This is a genomic window from Sediminibacterium roseum, from assembly GCF_009939005.1.
GTDB lineage: Bacteria > Bacteroidota > Bacteroidia > Chitinophagales > Chitinophagaceae > Sediminibacterium > Sediminibacterium roseum.
Genome location: NZ_JAACJS010000015.1, coordinates 341,201 through 358,882, shown reverse-complemented (window position 1 = coordinate 358,882; position 17,682 = coordinate 341,201). Strand labels below are relative to the sequence as shown.

At 49.2% G+C, this 17,682-nt stretch carries 18 protein-coding genes; 8 read left to right on the top strand and 10 right to left on the bottom strand.

Going from position 1 to position 17,682, the window contains the following annotated elements; translation table 11 throughout:
• Window positions 1–41 precede the first annotated feature (41 nt).
• A complete protein-coding gene (locus GWC95_RS12690) occupies window positions 42–2,015 on the top strand; it encodes an acyltransferase family protein (protein WP_161819103.1) in 1,974 nt (657 codons plus the stop codon).
• Window positions 2,016–2,020: 5 nt separating this feature from the next.
• Window positions 2,021–4,027 carry an acyltransferase family protein gene (locus GWC95_RS12685; protein ID WP_161819102.1) on the top strand — a complete coding sequence of 669 codons (2,007 nt, stop codon included), beginning with the start codon at window positions 2,021–2,023 and terminating at the stop codon, window positions 4,025–4,027.
• On the opposite strand, the gene GWC95_RS12680 is transcribed toward GWC95_RS12685, so the two are convergent.
• Entirely contained in the window at window positions 4,024–4,806 is a 783-nt protein-coding gene (locus GWC95_RS12680) for a DUF3108 domain-containing protein (RefSeq protein WP_161819101.1), read from the bottom strand. The two genes, GWC95_RS12685 and GWC95_RS12680, sit on opposite strands and share 4 nt — an antisense overlap.
• A gap of 179 nt (window positions 4,807–4,985) precedes the next feature.
• On the opposite strand from GWC95_RS12680, the gene GWC95_RS12675 reads away from it, so the two are divergent.
• The 3 genes from GWC95_RS12675 (at window position 4,986) to GWC95_RS12665 (ending at window position 7,293) form a co-directional block, all read left to right on the top strand.
• Window positions 4,986–6,002, top strand: coding sequence for a sensor histidine kinase (locus GWC95_RS12675; protein WP_161819100.1), 1,017 nt, complete (start codon window positions 4,986–4,988; stop codon window positions 6,000–6,002).
• Window positions 5,999–6,706, top strand: a complete 708-nt coding sequence (locus GWC95_RS12670; protein WP_161819099.1) for a LytR/AlgR family response regulator transcription factor — start codon at window positions 5,999–6,001, stop codon at window positions 6,704–6,706. The genes GWC95_RS12675 and GWC95_RS12670 overlap by 4 nt, the downstream gene beginning before the upstream one ends.
• A gap of 95 nt (window positions 6,707–6,801) precedes the next feature.
• Entirely contained in the window at window positions 6,802–7,293 is a 492-nt protein-coding gene (locus GWC95_RS12665) for a hypothetical protein (protein ID WP_161819098.1), read from the top strand.
• Here GWC95_RS12665 and GWC95_RS12660 read toward each other — a convergent pair.
• Window positions 7,290–7,796 (bottom strand): metallophosphoesterase family protein, encoded by a 507-nt coding sequence (locus GWC95_RS12660; protein WP_161819097.1) that lies wholly within the window; start codon window positions 7,794–7,796, stop codon window positions 7,290–7,292. The two genes, GWC95_RS12665 and GWC95_RS12660, sit on opposite strands and share 4 nt — an antisense overlap.
• Before the next feature lie 73 nt (window positions 7,797–7,869).
• On the opposite strand from GWC95_RS12660, the gene GWC95_RS12655 reads away from it, so the two are divergent.
• Window positions 7,870–8,565: a 3-keto-disaccharide hydrolase gene (locus GWC95_RS12655; RefSeq protein ID WP_161819096.1), complete on the top strand. Its 696-nt coding sequence runs from the start codon at window positions 7,870–7,872 to the stop codon at window positions 8,563–8,565.
• 73 nt (window positions 8,566–8,638) lie between these two features.
• Entirely contained in the window at window positions 8,639–9,451 is an 813-nt protein-coding gene (locus GWC95_RS12650; protein WP_161819095.1) for a hypothetical protein, read from the top strand.
• Window positions 9,452–9,476: 25 nt separating this feature from the next.
• On the opposite strand, the gene GWC95_RS12645 is transcribed toward GWC95_RS12650, so the two are convergent.
• Window positions 9,477–9,989, bottom strand: coding sequence for a DinB family protein (locus GWC95_RS12645; protein ID WP_161819094.1), 513 nt, complete (start codon window positions 9,987–9,989; stop codon window positions 9,477–9,479).
• Entirely contained in the window at window positions 9,989–11,722 is a 1,734-nt protein-coding gene (locus tag GWC95_RS12640; RefSeq protein ID WP_161819093.1) for a S8 family peptidase, read from the bottom strand. The genes GWC95_RS12645 and GWC95_RS12640 overlap by 1 nt, the downstream gene beginning before the upstream one ends.
• 314 nt (window positions 11,723–12,036) lie before the next feature.
• Here GWC95_RS12640 and GWC95_RS12635 point away from each other — a divergent pair, with 314 nt between their 5' ends.
• A complete protein-coding gene (locus GWC95_RS12635; RefSeq protein WP_161819092.1) occupies window positions 12,037–12,528 on the top strand; it encodes a CHRD domain-containing protein in 492 nt (163 codons plus the stop codon).
• Between the two features lie 56 nt (window positions 12,529–12,584).
• Here GWC95_RS12635 and GWC95_RS12630 read toward each other — a convergent pair whose 3' ends face one another.
• From GWC95_RS12630 to amaB, 6 genes are all read right to left on the bottom strand, one after another.
• Window positions 12,585–13,766: an MFS transporter gene (locus GWC95_RS12630; protein ID WP_161819091.1), complete on the bottom strand. Its 1,182-nt coding sequence runs from the start codon at window positions 13,764–13,766 to the stop codon at window positions 12,585–12,587.
• Between the two features lie 97 nt (window positions 13,767–13,863).
• Window positions 13,864–14,238, bottom strand: coding sequence for a VOC family protein (locus GWC95_RS12625; protein WP_161819090.1), 375 nt, complete (start codon window positions 14,236–14,238; stop codon window positions 13,864–13,866).
• A 22-nt stretch (window positions 14,239–14,260) separates the two neighbouring features.
• Entirely contained in the window at window positions 14,261–14,443 is a 183-nt protein-coding gene (locus GWC95_RS12620; protein ID WP_161819089.1) for a hypothetical protein, read from the bottom strand.
• 35 nt (window positions 14,444–14,478) lie between these two features.
• Window positions 14,479–15,345, bottom strand: coding sequence for an MBL fold metallo-hydrolase (locus GWC95_RS12615; protein ID WP_161819088.1), 867 nt, complete (start codon window positions 15,343–15,345; stop codon window positions 14,479–14,481).
• A 96-nt stretch (window positions 15,346–15,441) separates the two neighbouring features.
• Complete coding sequence (locus GWC95_RS12610; RefSeq protein ID WP_161819087.1) at window positions 15,442–15,951, bottom strand: DinB family protein; 510 nt, start codon at window positions 15,949–15,951, stop codon at window positions 15,442–15,444.
• Between the two features lie 99 nt (window positions 15,952–16,050).
• The gene (gene amaB / locus GWC95_RS12605) at window positions 16,051–17,577 is read right to left on the bottom strand and encodes an L-piperidine-6-carboxylate dehydrogenase (RefSeq protein ID WP_161819086.1); all 1,527 of its coding nucleotides are present in this window, start codon (window positions 17,575–17,577) and stop codon (window positions 16,051–16,053) included.
• Window positions 17,578–17,682: the final 105 nt, after the last annotated feature.

Here is a 17,682-nt window from a genome sequence, read left to right as displayed (position 1 = left end):
TTGATTTGACTTGCTATTAACAGTACCAAACAAAAACAGCAATGAAATACAGACCCGAAATTGACGGTTTGCGGGCGGTTGCGGTTGTTGCGGTTTTGCTTTATCACCTCGATGTTCCATTTGTTCCGGGCGGGTTATTGGGGGTTGATGTTTTTTTTGTGATCTCGGGTTACCTCATCACATCCCTGCTTCTCGCCAGTGTTGCGGATAACACTTTCTCGGTAGCCGGTTTTTATGAACGCAGGGCGCGGCGCATATTGCCCGCGTTGGTACCTGTATTGATCTTTACAACAGCCGGCGTTTGTATCATCTTTAATTATTACGACAGCCAGACCTACGCAAAGAGCCTTGTTTCCGTTTCTGTTTTCTGTTCCAATTTTTTCTTCTGGAAAACCACGCATGGTTATTTCGGCATGGATGCACTGCAGATGCCATTGCTGCATACATGGTCGCTGTCTATTGAAGAACAGTTCTACCTCGTATACCCGTTGATCATCACCGCAGGTTCCCGTCTGCTGAAGGGAAGATTTATCAAACGGTTGCTCCTGCTTCTTTTTATACTTTCCCTCTCGGGCTATCTCTGGCAAATCAAACAGGATGCGAACACGGCTTTTTACCACAGCCTGCTGCGCTCCTGGGAGCTGTTGGCGGGTGGTTTGCTGTCTGCGGGTATTCTTCCAGCACCTGTTAAAACCTGGGTCGCATCGGTTGCCGGTATGGGAGGGATGCTTTGCATCGTTGTTGCCTGTGTACTGTTTGGCAGGATACCGGGTTCGAGCCTCTTTAACCTGTTGGCGGTAGTAGGTGCCTGTGGCATTGTTTATGGATCGCTGTTTGCAAAGAATTTTGTTTCTGCTGTTTTATCCAGCGGTTCCTTTGTGTTTACAGGAAAGATCTCTTATTCCCTTTACCTCTGGCATTGGCCGCTTGTGGTGTTTGCGCGGTTGCTGGCGCCTGGTGATTTTTCAACGCCCATAAAAATAGGTGTTGGCGTTCTGTCCTTTCTGTTGTCGATGCTATCTTATTATTATGTTGAGCAACCATTCAGGAAAAAGAACGGGGTTGTAAAAACAAGGAAGAAAACATTGGGCGCCGCTGTTGTGGTGCTGCTTTTAACCGGACTAACCGGGTTTGCCCTGTCAAAGCCCGGCGCCTTCTTCAAACAATCGCCCACAGATCTGATGTTCCGTGAGGTGAAGGAAGACCCGCGCTGGGATTCCATTGCGGAACTGGGCAGGACAGCAGTGGCCAACCCCGATGTTATGCCGGTTCCGTATGCGGTAGGCGACACAAGCGCGCCCGCAAATTTTTTGGTTTGGGGAGATTCGTTTACCATCGCGCTTGCTTCGGGTGTCGATTCTGTTTGCGGCGGCGCAGGTAAACATGGGTATGTTTTGTGTTTCCCTTCCACGCCACCGCTGCTCGGTATCCAGTTTGAACCTGTAAGAACAAGTGCGTTCATGAAACTGAACAACCATGTTCTTCACTTCATCAAACAGCATCCTGAAATAACTACGGTTGTGCTGCATGCGAATTGGCTTGCCTTTTTCGCGAACCTCGGCCAGGCTGCAAAAATTGTTGATGCGAAGGTGTACGGACTTGAAAAGGCAGACAAGCCTGGAACATTGCCAGGTGCTAAAATGTTCAAGGCATCGATCCGTTTTACAGTTGACCAGCTTATAGGGCTGCATAAAAAAGTGATCGTTGTTACTGCCATTCCCCATGCGCCCAATCCTTTCAGCAAAGTAACCATCCAGCCGCGCCTGTTCAACAAAGAAATAAATGAATTTGGTGAAAGCGTGCAAACATTCAACCGGCAAAACCAGGACCTATTGGCTTTTTTCAGATCGCTCGCTTCAAAGGACCTGGAGGTATTGGATGCCGCGGAATGCCTTAAAGGCGCAAACAAATACATACTCGAAAAAAACGGCCACCTGCTTTACCGCGACGAAGTTCATTTGTCACGCTTCGGCGCGTATGAACTGGCAAAGAAGTTGCAGCCATCGTTACCCTGAGCATTATGAGCAAGACTACCCAACAGACCATTACCAACTACAGGCCCGAGATAGACGGGTTGCGCGCGGTTGCGGTGCTTGCGGTTGTTTTGTTCCACTTTCATGTTCCCATACTTCCCGGAGGGTTATTGGGTGTGGATGTTTTTTTTGTGATCTCCGGCTACCTGATCACACAGCTGTTGTTGACCGCAATCGACAACAAAGATTTTTCGATCGCGGGATTTTACGAGAGGCGTGCGCGACGCATATTGCCCGCGCTGTTTGTTGTAACGGTATTCACTTCCGTTGGCGCATTTTTGATATTCAGCAGTTATGATTTTCATGCGTACAACAACAGCCTTTCCAGTCTTTCTATTTTCAGTTCCAATTTCTTTTTCTGGAAAAGCACACGCGGCTATTTTGGTGCAGATGCGCAGGAAATGCCATTACTTCATACCTGGTCGCTATCTGTGGAAGAACAATTCTACCTTATTTACCCACTCATCGTTGCAGGCGCCAGGAAATTTCTTTCACCGCGTTTTTTTAAGGCGCTGCTTGTATTTCTTTTTATCGTCTCCCTCGGTGCCTATTCCTGGATGGTTCAGCGTGATGGCAACGAGGCATTTTACAACAGCCTCTACCGTTTCTGGGAGCTTCTTGCAGGCGGAATGATAGCAGCCGGGGTGGTTCGTTTGAAACGCACAAACCGTTTGCCGGCAGTGGTTTCCGCAGTTGGCATTGGCTTGATCCTTTTCAGTTTTATGGGATGGGGTAGTGGGCCGTTCAACTTTCTTTTTTCAATCATGGCTGTTGCCGGTGCAGCCTGCATTTTATTGGTAACCACAAACCATAAGAATCCCGTAGCGTTTTTACTGGGCACGCGCCCCTTTGTTTTTTTGGGTAAGATCTCTTATTCTCTTTACCTGTGGCACTGGCCCCTTATCGTTTACGCCGGGTTGTTATCGTTGCGGCCGCTTACATTTATGGGCAATGCGATCATCGGGGTTGTATCGTTGCTGCTTGCATTTCTTTCTTACCGGTACATAGAGCAACCTTTCAGAAGACCCCATCCTGTGTTGAAAAGCAGGCGCGCCGTTTTGTGTGCCGCAATGTTGGTGTTGCTGGTAACGGGGGTAGGTGGGTTAGTATTATCGGGTTACAAGGGATTTGAGAAAAGATCCGCCGCCGACCGAATGCTGGCGGAAGTACTAAAAGAAAAGTTTTGGTTAAAGATGCTGAAACAAAACAATGTTGTTGCAAAAGATTCCGCCATTTCAGTAGCCGTCCGCATCGGCGATACATCGGCAGTTCCTGCGGTTGCGATCTGGGGCGATTCTCATGCGCAGGTGCTGGCCGCGGGTTTTGATTCCGTTAATCGTTCACCCGGTAACAACGCAGGCTATGTTTGTTGCTACCCGTCTATGGCTCCCTTGCTGGGTGTGAAAAAAAACGGCGATAGTTCCAGGTTTGTGATGAACAACCGCGTCTTCCATTTTATCAGCCAACACGAAGAAATCAAAACAGTAGTGCTCAATGCCCGTTGGCTGACCTATTTTTTAGACAGGAGCAACCAGCGCTTCAACACCAGCAGGGAAGCGTTGGCGTACGAGCAGGCGGATTCGGCAAACAGCAAGGGACTGCAAAGTAAAAAGATGTTCAGGGCAGCGTTGCGTTTTACCATTGATGAATTGACAAGGTTAAAGAAGAAAGTGATTATTGTGGGGCCAGTTCCGGAAATCCCAATGCCGTTTAACAACCTGATGATCCATGCCCGGTTCTATAAAAGGAGCCTGAACGATTTTGCCGGCGATACAGCCACGTTCGAGAACCACAGCCACGAACTCGCAACGTTTTTCAGATCGCTGGTCAGCGATAACGTGAGCGTTTTCTTTCCTGCGCCTGTGTTCCATAACGGCAATCGTTTTGCGATTGAACAAGACGGACATCTTCTCTACCGCGATGGCAACCACCTTTCGCAAATTGGTGCGTTTGAAGTTGCCAGGCGGCTGCAAACGCTTATCGACCGGCATTAATTGCTGAAGGGCATTTTTACTTTGTACCTGAACCGCCCGCCAAACTCCTGCACAAGCTGAAGCACTTCTTTTGTTTTTTTGCTGATGTAGAATACTTCGTGGTTCCTCACCCTGTCGTTCGTTTCGTGTTCAAGCGTCCAGCAATCGATCTGTTGCCCGTCGTAACCAGGGAGGGTTGCGCTGCCTGTTACTTTGTAATAAACAAGCTTGGGTTCCGGGAAACCGGGATCGTAAAAATTGATCGCAAACGTTGTATTGTTTTTGTAGGGAAGGATCGGAAATACTTCCAGGTCAAGGTGCCAGTCGAGCGTATATTCTGTAAGCGCTTTTTCAAATGCCATGCGTCTTCTTTTGTTGGCGGTAGCCGTATCACTTGCATCAGACAATTTTCCTTCGATCTTCATTTCTTTTTTCAGGAAGTCGAACGACAGGTTCCCCTGCGCTTTCGACCATGCAGCCTGGTACAGCGGTGAGAAATCTTTTTTGTCGCAAACCGTATACACCGTATGGATCACCGAATCGTTGTTCTCCCATTCCTGCGTAACGCTGATGGCATCCCGCCCTTCGTACCTGGTAAGGTCTATTTTTCGGCTCCACAGCTGGTAGCGGCTGCGGGTGCTGTCTTTCCCCATTTTAAAATACACCAGCCATCGGTGCATACCCGGTTTTAGTACCGCGGTATTTACATCGGAAGGTTTGATGACCAGCGTATCGTTTTTTTGCGCCCTTATGGTAAAGCTGCAGAGAAATCCAAACAGTATCAGCGGAAGTGTTTTCATGGTGTGTTGTTTGCCTGCAAAAATGCGAAACCCGGCGCCGGTTTCCCTGGCTATTCAACCAAACGGTTTTGTTTTTCAATTACCCTGAATACTGCGCAAAATGCTTTCATCCATTGAAAGAATACCCTATTTTGTTTAAATATTCATTTTTACGAACGCTTACAAATTAGTTTTGGCTTATGGCGATGAGGAGAAAACCGTTATCACTTGCATTCATCCAGTGGATCATCTGGATCGTATTGTTTGCGATACATGTATTGTCGCTGCTGCCCTACGATCCCCTGCTGCAATCGATGTTGTACTCTTCCATCAGCATTTCGATTTACCTGCTGATCATTTATGGCAACGGTTCTTTCCTGTTGCCTGCGTTGTACGATAAAGGGCATAAAGTTGTGTACATCTTACTGGTGGCGATACTTATTCCTGTTGTTGCATTTCTCAGGTTCTACATCAACTTCTATATCTACAATACTTACTTTGCAGAGAAGCCAACACCTTTCCGGTGGTCGCTGGTAACGTCGTCGCTCATCACGGTCATCCTTGTTTACATCAGCAGTGTTTTGTTCAATATTGCGATCAACTTCTTCCGCCTCAAGCAAAAGCAGGAGCAATTGCAAAAGCGCCATACGGAAACGGAACTGAACTTACTGAAGGCCCAGGTGCAGCCTCATTTTTTATTCAACACGCTCAACAATATTTACTTTGTTGCCCAGCGCGAGTCGCCCGCTACGGCGCTGTTGCTGGAACAACTCTCGCAGATCATGCGTTATTTTGTGGATGAGGCGCCGAAGGACCGCATCAGCCTTTCCGCAGAATTGAGTTTCATCAAAAGCTACATCGAACTTGAAAAAATGCGGATGCGTTACCCGTTGCAGGTTTCCATCCGCGAGGAGATCCCCGATGGTGTGCTGGTGCCCCCCATGCTGCTCATACCGCTCGTGGAAAACGTGTTCAAACACGGGGTAGATAAATTGCGCAGCGATAATTTTATCTCCATGCAACTATCGGTTCAAAACGAACGGCTCATTGTTGTTGTCGAGAACCCGGTGGTTCCGTCAGCATCTCCAGTAAACCAAAACGGCACCGGCTTGCGCAACCTGAACAGCCGGCTCAAGCTTTTATTTGATAAGGATTATTCCCTGCAGACCGATACCGAGGGCCCTGTTTTTCATGCACAATTAAACATCCCGCTATGAAAAATATTACCTGCATGATCGTGGAAGACGAGCCGAACGCAATGAAGCTGCTTGAGGATTACACCGGTAAAATTCCTTTTCTCCACTTATCCGGCAAATGCTACGATGCGATGGCCGCGGTTTCTTTCCTGCAAAACAATACGGTGGATGTTATTTTTCTCGACATCAATATGCCATCGCTTACCGGTATCGAGATGGCTGCGATGATCCCCAAGGACCAGAAAATTATTTTCACTACCGCTTATTCAGAATACGCGCTGGATAGTTTTGAATACCATGTAGTGGATTACTTATTGAAGCCCATCACCTTCAAACGTTTTATGCAGGCGGTTAACAAGCTGCAGTCGTTCATGCAGGCCGAACCCGAGGAATCAGAAACCAGCGCCATGCCTGGGTTCCTGTTTGTGAAAAGCGGTAAGCAGGTGCACAGGATCGAGTATGCCTCGGTTTTCTATCTCGAAGCATTGAAGGAATACATAGCGATACATACACCCAAAGAAAAGATCCTCGTGTACAAGCGAATGAAAGACGTGGCCGAAGTATTGCCGCCGCAGTTTGTGCGCATACACAACTCGTATATCGTAAACCTGCAGCACATCAGGAACATCGGCTCGAACATGGTTCAAATCAACGAGCAGCGACTTCCTGTGAGCAACAGTTACCGCGGGTTGTTTCAGCAAAGGATCAGTGAGCGGATGTGGTGAGCAGGTTTTTGGCTTCGGGTGATTTTTCGCGGTTTATTCCTATACAACAAAAAATATGGGCTGCGGCCCGCGGCTAACCTTTTAAAAAAAATCGCATGTCTCAAACCAGGCCAACCAACCCGATCCTTACTGCAGTGCTTGTTGCGGGCACCCTCGATATACTCGGTGCGTTCACGCATTTTTACCTTGTGCGGCACATGAACCCTGCGCCGGTTGTTTTAAAATACATCGCAAGCGGCGTGTTTGGCGCCGATGCGATGAAAGGCGGTGCGGGCATGATGGCCATTGGCCTGCTGTTTCATTACATCATCGTGCTGGGCTGTGTGCTTGTGTTTTATGGGTTGTACCCGCGTGTAAGTTTGATGCGTTTCAACAAATGGATCACGGCCGTGGTTTATGCCTTGCTTGTATGGGTTGTTACCAACCTCGTTATCGTGCCCCTGAGCCTTGTGAAGCGCGGGCCGTTCAACCTGCAGCACGCGTTGATCGCAATGCTGATCCTTGTTCTGATGATCGGCATTCCCATCACTTTTATTGTTGGAAATTATTTTGATAAGAAGGCCCGGCTCAAAAGCGCTTCGCATTAACCCATCGATGAGCGGGATCCCAACTCCACAATTTCGCAGTTCGTCATATTGCTGCCATCTACCACAAAACGGATCAGCGTTCTAACCTTGTGCCAGCCATGGTTGCCTGCTGCGCCGGGGTTCATGTGAAGACAGTTGATCTTATCATCGTACACCACCTTAAGGATATGCGAGTGCCCGCTGATGAAAAGCTGCGGTTTGTGTTGCTGCAACAGCAACCGTGCCGCCGGGTTGTACTTCGGCGGGTAGCCGCCAATATGAAGCATCAATACTTTCACGCCCTCGCATTGCCAGGCAAGCGATTCGGGGAAGGCACTGCGTATGTCGTTTCCGTCGATGTTGCCGTATACGCCACGCAGCGGCCTGAAGGCGCTCAAAGCATCGGCGATCTTTGCGGTTCCCAAGTCGCCGGCATGCCAGATCTCATCGCAATTTTCAAAATGACGGAATACCGCTTCGTCGAGAAAATTGTGTGTATCCGAAATGAGGCCGATCCTTTTCATGAGCCGCTAAGTTATCAGTAAAAGCATTCAATACTGCCTAATTATTTCTAACTTCCGGCTATAAACGCTTTTTATGAAGAACCGATTGGCCCGCCGTATTCTTGTTTTGGTTTTTGCAGGATGTATTTCGTTCCTGTTCTCAGATGCACAAAAACTCGCGAAAGGGTGGAAGCCCCTGTTCAATGGAGTTTCACTCAAAGGATGGAAAACGTACCAGGGTAAGCCCGCCGATTCGTGGCTGGTGAAAGATGGAACGCTGTACAACAAAGGCAACAAAGACCCGAAAACGTTGCATGCAGATCTGATCACAGAAAAACAGTTTGGCGATTTTGAGGTTGCGTTCGACTGGAAGATCGCGCCCGGCGCAAACAGCGGTTTTTTGTATATGGTAACGGAAGAATTCGCCGCATCTTACCACAGCGGTCCGGAGTACCAGCTCATCGACGATAAAGGTTATCCTGCCAAGCTTGAAGAATGGCAGAAAACCGGCGCCAACTACGCGATGGAGCCGCCCATGGTAGATGCAACAAAACCTGCAGGTGAGTGGAACCACACAGTGATCAAAAAGAGCAAGGGACATATTGAGCATTGGCTCAACGGGAAAAAAGTGGTTGCCTACGATCTCTGGAGTGAAAAATGGAAAGAACAGAAAGCCGCTGGTAAATGGAAAGATACACCGGGTTATGGTATGTCTGAACGCGGGCATTTTGCGATACAGGACCATGGCGGAGAAGTCTGGATCAGGAACATGGTGGTTAAAGAACCTTAAACAACGATCTGACACATACCTTTAAATAGAAGTAGCCTTGCGCACGACTCATCAGCCGTAAGACCAAACACCCATGAAATTTTTTGCTTTACTTATACCCGCCTTCTTTCTTTTTTCCTGCTCGGGCACGCGCAGGATGGATTGGCCGGTGCGGAGCAGCGATGCAGCCACAGGGGCCACGCATTTTTACGAACAGGTGGCGGCTTCCAAATGGCGCGAGCGCGATTCGCTGGCGAAGATCGAGATCATGGGAGGCAACATTCCTTCTTTCTTACGGAAATTCGTCAGGGTTAATACAGAGATGACCGACAGCGCCACGGGCAAAACGATCCGCGCGCATTATTTTGTTGCGCCCGATTACCTTGCCCTGGGCACGGACGAAGATTGGGCGCGCATTCCGCTCACACCCATGGCCGCCCAGGTGATCGCCGACAGGTTTTCCTGTTTTCTTCCCACCCGTAAAATGGTAAACGATATTTACGCGCAGGCGAAAGTAAAACTCGCACCTGTTCCCATGTATGCGTTCCGCGACAGCTCGGTTACCATGTGGCAGCATCATCTCATCATCGAAGGGCAAAGAAAAGGAAGGAAGGGATTGATCGCCGGTATCAAGAAAGACGTTGTTCTCTCGGGCAAAGTTTCCCGCGACACCAGGCCCGATCGCGAAGCCATTTATGGTTGGCACAAACTTGATGGAAAACCCATACAGCCCTTGTACACCGGGCATATCAACTGGTGGGTGGATTACAGTCACGGTATCCGCCTTGTATACAAAACCATCTGGGTTGATGGCAAGGCAATGGATTACGCAGAGGTATTTAAACACCCTGTGTATAGTAAACTGGTCTGTGACGAAGAATGGTGCGATTTTGTGAGATACCCGTGAGCAGGGTTTACCAACTTACCCGCAACTAACCCAGATATCTTTCTTCGAGGATCTCCTTGTGGTGCAGCAGGTGTCCAAATACCACATAGGCAATAGCTTTGGCAGTTACCTTGCTGTTGTTTGAGGTGCCCACTTCATCGAATTGCTCATCGCTCAGCGAATTCAGCAACAGGTCCGTTGATTTTCTTACCGCGGTAAATTCTTCTTTGAGGTCTGAAAGAGATCTTTTGTCTGCCTGTGAAAATTCGGCATAGGCGTTTTCGTCGAACGAGGGCAGGGATGTTTTTTCTTTTCGTGCGATGCACATTAAGCGGTAAGAAAAAACACGTTCCGCATCGATCAGATGCTGGAGTACTTCTTTGATGGTCCATTTGCCGGGAGCATAGGCATGGTCTGCTTTTGCTTCGGGCAGGGAAGTATAGAACTGATTGAGCGCAACTGAATACTTGTTGATCGCTTCGGAAATGGTTTCGGTATTTACTTTGGAAATATAACCCGCGAAGTAAGCAGGGAAATCTGTTTCGGCCGGTCTTGCCATTATTTTTTTGTTTTGGTTGTTGTTTTTTGCGTAGCGGTATTTGCTGCGGGTGGTGTTGGTTTCGCGGGTGGCTCGGTAACCGTGCTCGCGAACCTTGCCGCATCCGCATCTACCACTGCCTGGTATGCGTTGATGATACCACCTGTTTTACTCAACAGGCTGAATGGAAACTCTTCAGATTTTGATCCCGGTTTGATGCTGATCACCGTTGCATCGGGTTTGATGGTAGATTCTTCCAGGATCTTTTTCACCTGTACCGCGGTAAGGTCGGGATAGTAAGAGCGCAACAGGGCCGCAACGCCTGTTACGATCGGCGCTGCCATACTGGTTCCCTGTAGGTTGCCATAATGGTTGCCGCCCGGGAACGTTGAATAGATGCGTACGCCCGGCGCAAACACGTCTACTTTCTCTTTCCCATAGTTACTGAACTCGGCAGTGATGCTGCCGGATATTTTAGGGTCACCGCTTGCGCCAACATTGATAAAATTGGTGGCATTGGTGCGCCATTGTTTTAAAAAACAGTTGGGATAGTTTTCCTTCACATCCACATCCGTACTTTCATTGCCCGATGCATGAACGATGAGCACATCGTGAAGCTCGGCGTATTTAACGGCGCTGTCTACCCATCTTTTTTCGGGTGAGAAATATTTACCGAAACTCATGTTGATCACTTTCGCGCCATTGTCTACCGCGTAGCGGATCGCAAGCGCTACATCCTTGTCGTATTCATCTCCATCCGGTACCACGCGCAGCATCATGATCTTTACATTATCGGCGACACCATCCACGCCAATGCCATTGTTGCGCACGGCGCCGATCAATCCGGATACATGCGTTCCGTGTTTGGAACTATTGGCCGGCCCCATCACATCGCTGTTGCCGTAGAACCTGTCTGCAAGATTGTAGTAATCGTCGTGTATGATCTCCGCCCGCGGATCAAACGGATTTTCCCTTGCTTCGATGGCGGCTTTTTGTCCTTCCACTTCTTCTTCAATTTCTGAAATGATGGTCACGTTCTTTTCTTCGCCATCCACTTTCATGAATTTCATGAACTTAAGATAACCCAGCTTGGCCTCGCGCCCCTGCCTGGTTTGCGGAACGAACTGTTCCAGCTTGTTCACTGTATATTCTTCAACACCCATTTCCCTGCACAATACGAGGTTGTGGCGTTTCAACGCTTTGGCCGTAACCTCAGCATACAGGAGCTCTACGCGCTCATCCATCGGGTCTTTGGAGCCGATCTCTGCGCAAACCTTTTGCCAGAGGGTGTATTGATCCTTTTCAGGAGCGGGGAGTGAAGGGGTATCGATCTGTTTTCCTGCAAACTTTAATTTAAGGCGGTTGTAGATCCTTGTTTTTTCATCGGGTGCGCGGCTCACATCGCGGCCATCTTTTCCGCCGAGAAAATTCCATCCGTATACATCGTCAATATAACCGTTGCCATCATCGTCGATGCCGTTTCCGGGAATCTCTTTCGGGTTGCGCCATAATACGGGTCTGAGGTCTTCGTGCGTGGTATCAACACCCGAATCGAGCACGGCAACGATCACGGGTTTGCCCGCTTTGTGTTTTTCCTTGAGAAAAGTATAGGCTTTGTTGATGCTGATACCGTAATAGGAATCCTGCGAATAATCGCGTAAATGCCACCCATTGGTAGATTCGTTCTGTGCATTACCCTCACTGAAAAAAAGTGGCAGGGCCACTATGGCTAAAACAATCCCACGATGCATCATTGTGTAAATGTATTTTCTATGCTTACAAATTTCCGTAATGATAATGATTATTTAATCGTGGGAAAAGAGTTTTATGAAAATCTTAGGAGCTGTTGTAAGTTATTGATTTTCATATGATTGACTGATGGAATGCTGCATTACACGATTTATGCTCATTTCTATAAGCCCGGCACCTGGCAACGAACATCCCCGTTAACGAATTCTTAAAAAAATAATCCGTGGTTGTAAATGCCGCCCCTTGGCACATACTTTTTAGGATTGTGGTTAGAACCTGTGCGAGCGGGTAAGATTCAGTAAACCTAAAAAAATCCTTTATGAAAAATCTAATGAACGTCTTTACGAAAAAGAGTTTCCTTGCAACGATCGCTGTTGCTACTGCAATGTTTTTTACCAGCTGCACAAAAGAAGATGCAGGCATAGGTGCTTCCGTTACTTTCTCTTTGAACAGTACCGCATCTGGTTCGCAAACGGTTCCTGCGAGCAGCAACGGCAACGGGCAGGGTACGCTCACCGGTACGTACAATTCTGAAACAAAAGTGGCAACCTATACTACCACCTGGAGCAATCTGAGCGGCGCTCCGATCAACGGTGCATTGTTTGCGGGTGCTGTGGGACAAATCGGTACTTCCATCACCACATGGTCATTCGGCTCGGGCCTTACCGGTTCAGGAAGCTATTCTACATCCACAACCCTGAATGCAGAACAGGAAGCGCAACTGTTGGCGGGTAATGCCTATTTTATCCTCACCACATCGGCAAACGTAACGGGTGAGATCCGCGGCCAGATCACGGCTACAAGGCAATAAGCCTGGTGCGTTTTCATTAAACAAGAGTTTTTAAGGCTGCAGGTGTTGCACCGGTTTTATTCCGGTTCGATGCCTGCAGCTTTTCTTTTGTAGAACAGTGCAAGCAAACCAAACAAAGGTCCTGGCGCGAGCATGAGGTAGATGTAGACTGCATTTGATTCTTTCATCAATGCCTGGATCACCTGGATGCTCACGATCGTGATGGCGAAACCGAGGCAATTGATAATGGTTAGCGCGGTGCCTCTCGATTCGCCGGGTGCATTCTGGGCAACAAGTGTTGAGAAGAGTGGGGAATCGGCTGTTGCCATCATTCCCCATATCAACAAAAAAGGCACCAGCAACCATACGGGTGCGTACAGCAGCACCAATGGAGACAACAGGCAACACAATCCTGATGAAAACAGGGCCAGCCCCGCAACATTCCTCGTATTGAATCTTTGTGACAACAGCCCGCCGCTTGCGCAGCCTATGCTTCCAATGCCGATCACTAAAAATGCGATGAATGAAATATTAAGATCGGTTCCGGGATGGTAACGCAGATAGGTGGCAACCATCACAGGGATGAATGCCCAAAACGTATACAGCTCCCACATATGCCCGAAATAACCGAATGCTGCGCCGCGAAACGATGCGTTTTTGAAACCGGATAAGAATGCGGTGAGCCGTATTTTCTGCCCGGGCTTCCGGTGCGGGCCATTGGGTACGAACAACAACATGCAAGCGCCGCCCACCAGCGATAAAACAGAGGTTGCGTATAAAACAGATCGCCACGGCAGGTGAAGTGTAAAGCTTTTGAGCAGGTGCGGAAACGCGGTGCCCAGTACAAGCGCGCCCACCAGGAAACCCAATGAGCGGCCCAATCCTTTCTGAAAATGATCCGAGGCGATCTTCATGCCAACGGGGTAAATGCCTGCGAGAAAAAAGCCGGTGAGAAACCGGAACACCAGGAGAGCGCTAAGGGAAATGCCGTCCATACTCATACCCGCATTGCACAACGAGGCCGCAATGGATGCCGTGAAAAAAACATGAACGGGAGAGAAACGGTCGGCAATGGTAAACACGGCAAACGCAAGGGTTCCCGTAATAAAACCGAGCTGAACGGCACTGGTGATGTGGCCGAGAAACGTGGGTTCTATATGATAACGCTGCGCGATATCGGGCATGATGGCATTACCCGCAAACCACAAGGAAGTGCAGAGGAATTGCGAGATCACTATAATAGGTAAAACTCTTTTCATGGATGGTGTTTTGGTTTGTTCCATTCCGGTCGTTGTTCAATCGCAGGTTTGCCGATACGGATATTGTTGCAAATGACTATACCGTTCGATGAATGGGTTATCCTTTTTCCTGGATGGGTTGCCCAAAGCGCAGTGTATGCCCATCTGTGTCGGTCACATAAAACTCACGCATGCCCCAGGTCTGGTCGATGGGTGATTGGTGAACGGGCGATCCTTTTTTACCCGGTTGTTGCAGTCCGCGTCCCGTGTATTTTGCAAACAGCGCGTCTACATCGTTTACAAGAATATTGATGATGATACTGGTGCTGCCATCAAATCCGCACAACTGCATTTCCATCCCGTTATTGATGAGCGTGACAACGGGGTCGGTTGCCTTGTTGTTTGCGTATTTCAAAGTAAAGTCGAGCACATGGGTATAAAACTGCAGCGACCGTTCGGGGTCGCTGCATCGTAATATGGGAATACATTTCATTTGTAATGATCTTGTGAGAGGCTCAGGCTGCTTTCCGCTTCTTGAAGAACCTTGTTATTTCCTCTGCGGCCCATCCCGCGCTTACGCCTATCGCCGCATTCCATATCGAATCGGTTGAAGAAAGTCCGAAAACGTAATGCATCAATAAATATACACCTGTACCAACGATCAGGCAGGCGAGCATATAAGCGATCACATTTTTCATGGAACAAGGATTTGGTTATGGTTAAAGTTAAGCAATCATTTTTTCTCTGTCAACAATTTCACCAGCATTCCAAGGTACTGGTCTGTGGTTTGTGCGCCGCCGCTGCCCAGGGCATCGTATTTGGCCAGCACTTTTTCCGTTCTCATCTGTTCGAGCGTTTTCCCGTTCCTGAGGTTTGTTTCCACGATGGCGATGGTTTCTTTCAGCATCGCCGCATAGTCTGCAAGGTCCCTCATCGTTGCCAGTGCGCCATGCCCCGGCACTACGTGCGCGTCGGGTGGGATCTGCTGTAACAATTGATCGATCGATGACACCAGTTGCCTGATGTTGCCCCCGCCCTCTGCATACACCGCGGGAAACATACCGAAGAAGAACATATCGCCGAGGTGCAGCACTTTTGATCCGGTAAAATAGATCGCGGCATCGCCATCGGTATGGCTGTAGGGGAAATGGATGAGCCTGATGTCTTCGCCATTGAAACGGATCGTGAGGCTGTCTGAAAAAGATACATGCGGCAACAGGGCTTTCGAGGAATTGTTCCTGATCAATCTCGCGGCCACGTTCCTGTGTGCAACAATTACCGCCGACTCCCTGAAACCGGAATTGCCCTGTATGTGATCGCCATGGAAATGGGAATTGAGAACGATGCGCACCGGTTTGGCCGAGATGGTTGCCAGTGTGGCCCTGAGCCTGGCCGACATCATGGCGTACATATCATCGGCAAGCAGGATGCCATCCTCACCAATGGATGCGGTAACATTGCCACCGCCAAATCCATTGACGCAGTCGATGAAATACAGGTTGCCATCAATCTTCCTGATCTGTGTTTTGATGGAGTCATCAGCGCTTTGCGCATAAGCGATCTGCACGCCCAGGCATAGCACCAGCATCATCTTTTTCATAGCAGCGTTTTAATTGCAACGGGAACGGGCAATTAACGAAGAAGGTTTCCTTGCCATGCGATTATTACATGAGTGGTAGGCGGTACGGTTATAACCCTAATCTTTATGCAGGGCCGCGTAGATCCGGTTGAGTTGCTGTGCATGCCGGGTTGAATGCGCCATGATAAAGGTGATGGCCTCTATGCCCGTAAGTGTGCCCAATTTTGGCATGGAGAACGCGGTATACGTGCGTTCGAGGTCGATCTCCGCGGCGAGCGACTCGATCGCTGCGCGATTGCTTTTCAGCGCCTCGTAGATCTCGGTTTTGTTCTTCGGCTCACCTGTTGGCAGGATGAAGTCGGGCGATTTCAATTGCGTGGTAAAATCAAGAAAGATATGATTCAATATACCCGCCTTCTCGTCAACCGGCCGGTCGGTGGCAATAGATTCGCCTTTCCATACGGCGGGCATGCCTGTTTCGGCCTTTAAAATATGTTGCGCAACCTGGCCGGCTGTCCAGCTCCCTTCAAAAGGAACCTGGTTAAATTGCTCCTGGGTGAATTGTTGAACGGCCGCTAAAAAAGCCGTCGTATTGGTGGAAAGTGCTGCGAGGATCTGGTCTTTCATGGTGATTTAATTAGGACATAAAATTATTTCACCGCGTGTAAAAGCAGGGGGTGTGGCGCGACAATCTACGGGTCGTTCACGACAATCACGGATCTGTTGCTAGCTCAAATCGAATTTGATCCCTTGTGCCAACGGAAGTTTGTCGCTCCAGTTGATGGTGTTGGTTTGCCTGCGCATATACGCTTTCCATGCGTCGCTTCCGCTTTCTCTTCCGCCGCCGGTTTCTTTTTCTCCGCCAAAGGCGCCGCCTATCTCTGCACCGCTTGTGCCTATGTTTACATTGGCGATACCGCAGTCGCTTCCTGTGTGTGAAAGGAATTGTTCTGCTTCGCGCATATTGAGTGTCATGATAGAAGAGGAGAGTCCCTGCGGCACACCATTCTGCAGGGCGATGGCCTCGTCGATGGTTTTGTATTTCATAAGGTAAAGAATGGGCGCAAAGGTTTCGTGCTGAACGATCGGGAGATCATTGTTTGCTTCTGCGATGCATGGTTTTACATAGCAGCCGCTTTCATACCCATCACCACTCATCACACCGCCATCCACGATAAAATTACCGCCCTGTTGTTTGCAGGCTTCGATGGATTGCAGGTACATATTCACCGCATCCGTATCGATCAAGGGCCCTACATGGTAATTCACATCCAGTGGGTTTCCTATCCGCAGTTGCCCGTAGGCCTTTACGAGTTTCGCTTTGAACGCATCGTAAACATCTTCGTGGATGATGAGCCTGCGCGTGGTGGTGCATCGTTGTCCTGCGGTACCCACCGCTCCAAACACCGACCCGATCAATGCCATGTCGAGGTCGGCATTTTTGGATATGATGATGGCGTTGTTGCCACCCAGTTCAAGAATGGACCTGCCGAGGCGTGCTGCTACCACGGCGCTCAGCGCTTTGCCCATGCGTGTGGAACCGGTTGCGGATACCAGGGGAATGCGGGTGTCGTGGCTGATCCATTCGCCTACCTCTCTTCCGCCTTGTACCAGCACGTTAACGCCTTCGGGTACATTGTTCTTTTCAAAAACACCTGCAATGATGGTTTGCACGGCAATGCCGCACAATGGTGTTTTCTCGCTAGGTTTCCAAACGGTAACATTGCCGCAGACCCACGACAGCGCGCTGTTCCAGGCCCATACCGCTACCGGGAAATTGAACGCGGAAATGATACCCACGACGCCCAGCGGGTGCCATTGCTCATACATCCTGTGTGCGGGCCGCTCGCTGTGCATGGTGAGGCCGTAGAGCTGGCGTGAGAGCCCCGTGGCAAAATCACATATATCGATCATCTCCTGTACCTCGCCATAACCTTCCTGGAGGCTCTTTCCCATTTCATAACTCACAAGTTTGCCGAGTGGTTCTTTGTTCGCGCGCAACGCATCGCCCACCTGTCTTACGATCTCTCCACGTTTCGGCGCCGGCCAGGTGCGCCATTCTGCAAATGCTTCCTGCGCTTTTGCAATGGCAGCGTCGTACGAGGGCCTGTCGGCCGCTGTTACCGATCCGATTTTTTTACCATCTACGGGCGAAAAGGAATCGATCGTTTCGCCATTGCTGTTGATCCATTGCGTTCCGGTAGAAACACCGGCGTTGTTGGAGGAGATATTGAGGTGGTTCAGAAATTCCATGGGGCAAAGGTAGGGAGTTTGGCGTTGAGAACCGGTAGTAGCCACGGGCTTGATTTTCTGCAAAGAGCCCAGGTGCTGCCCATAAAAAAAGGTATTACAACGGAT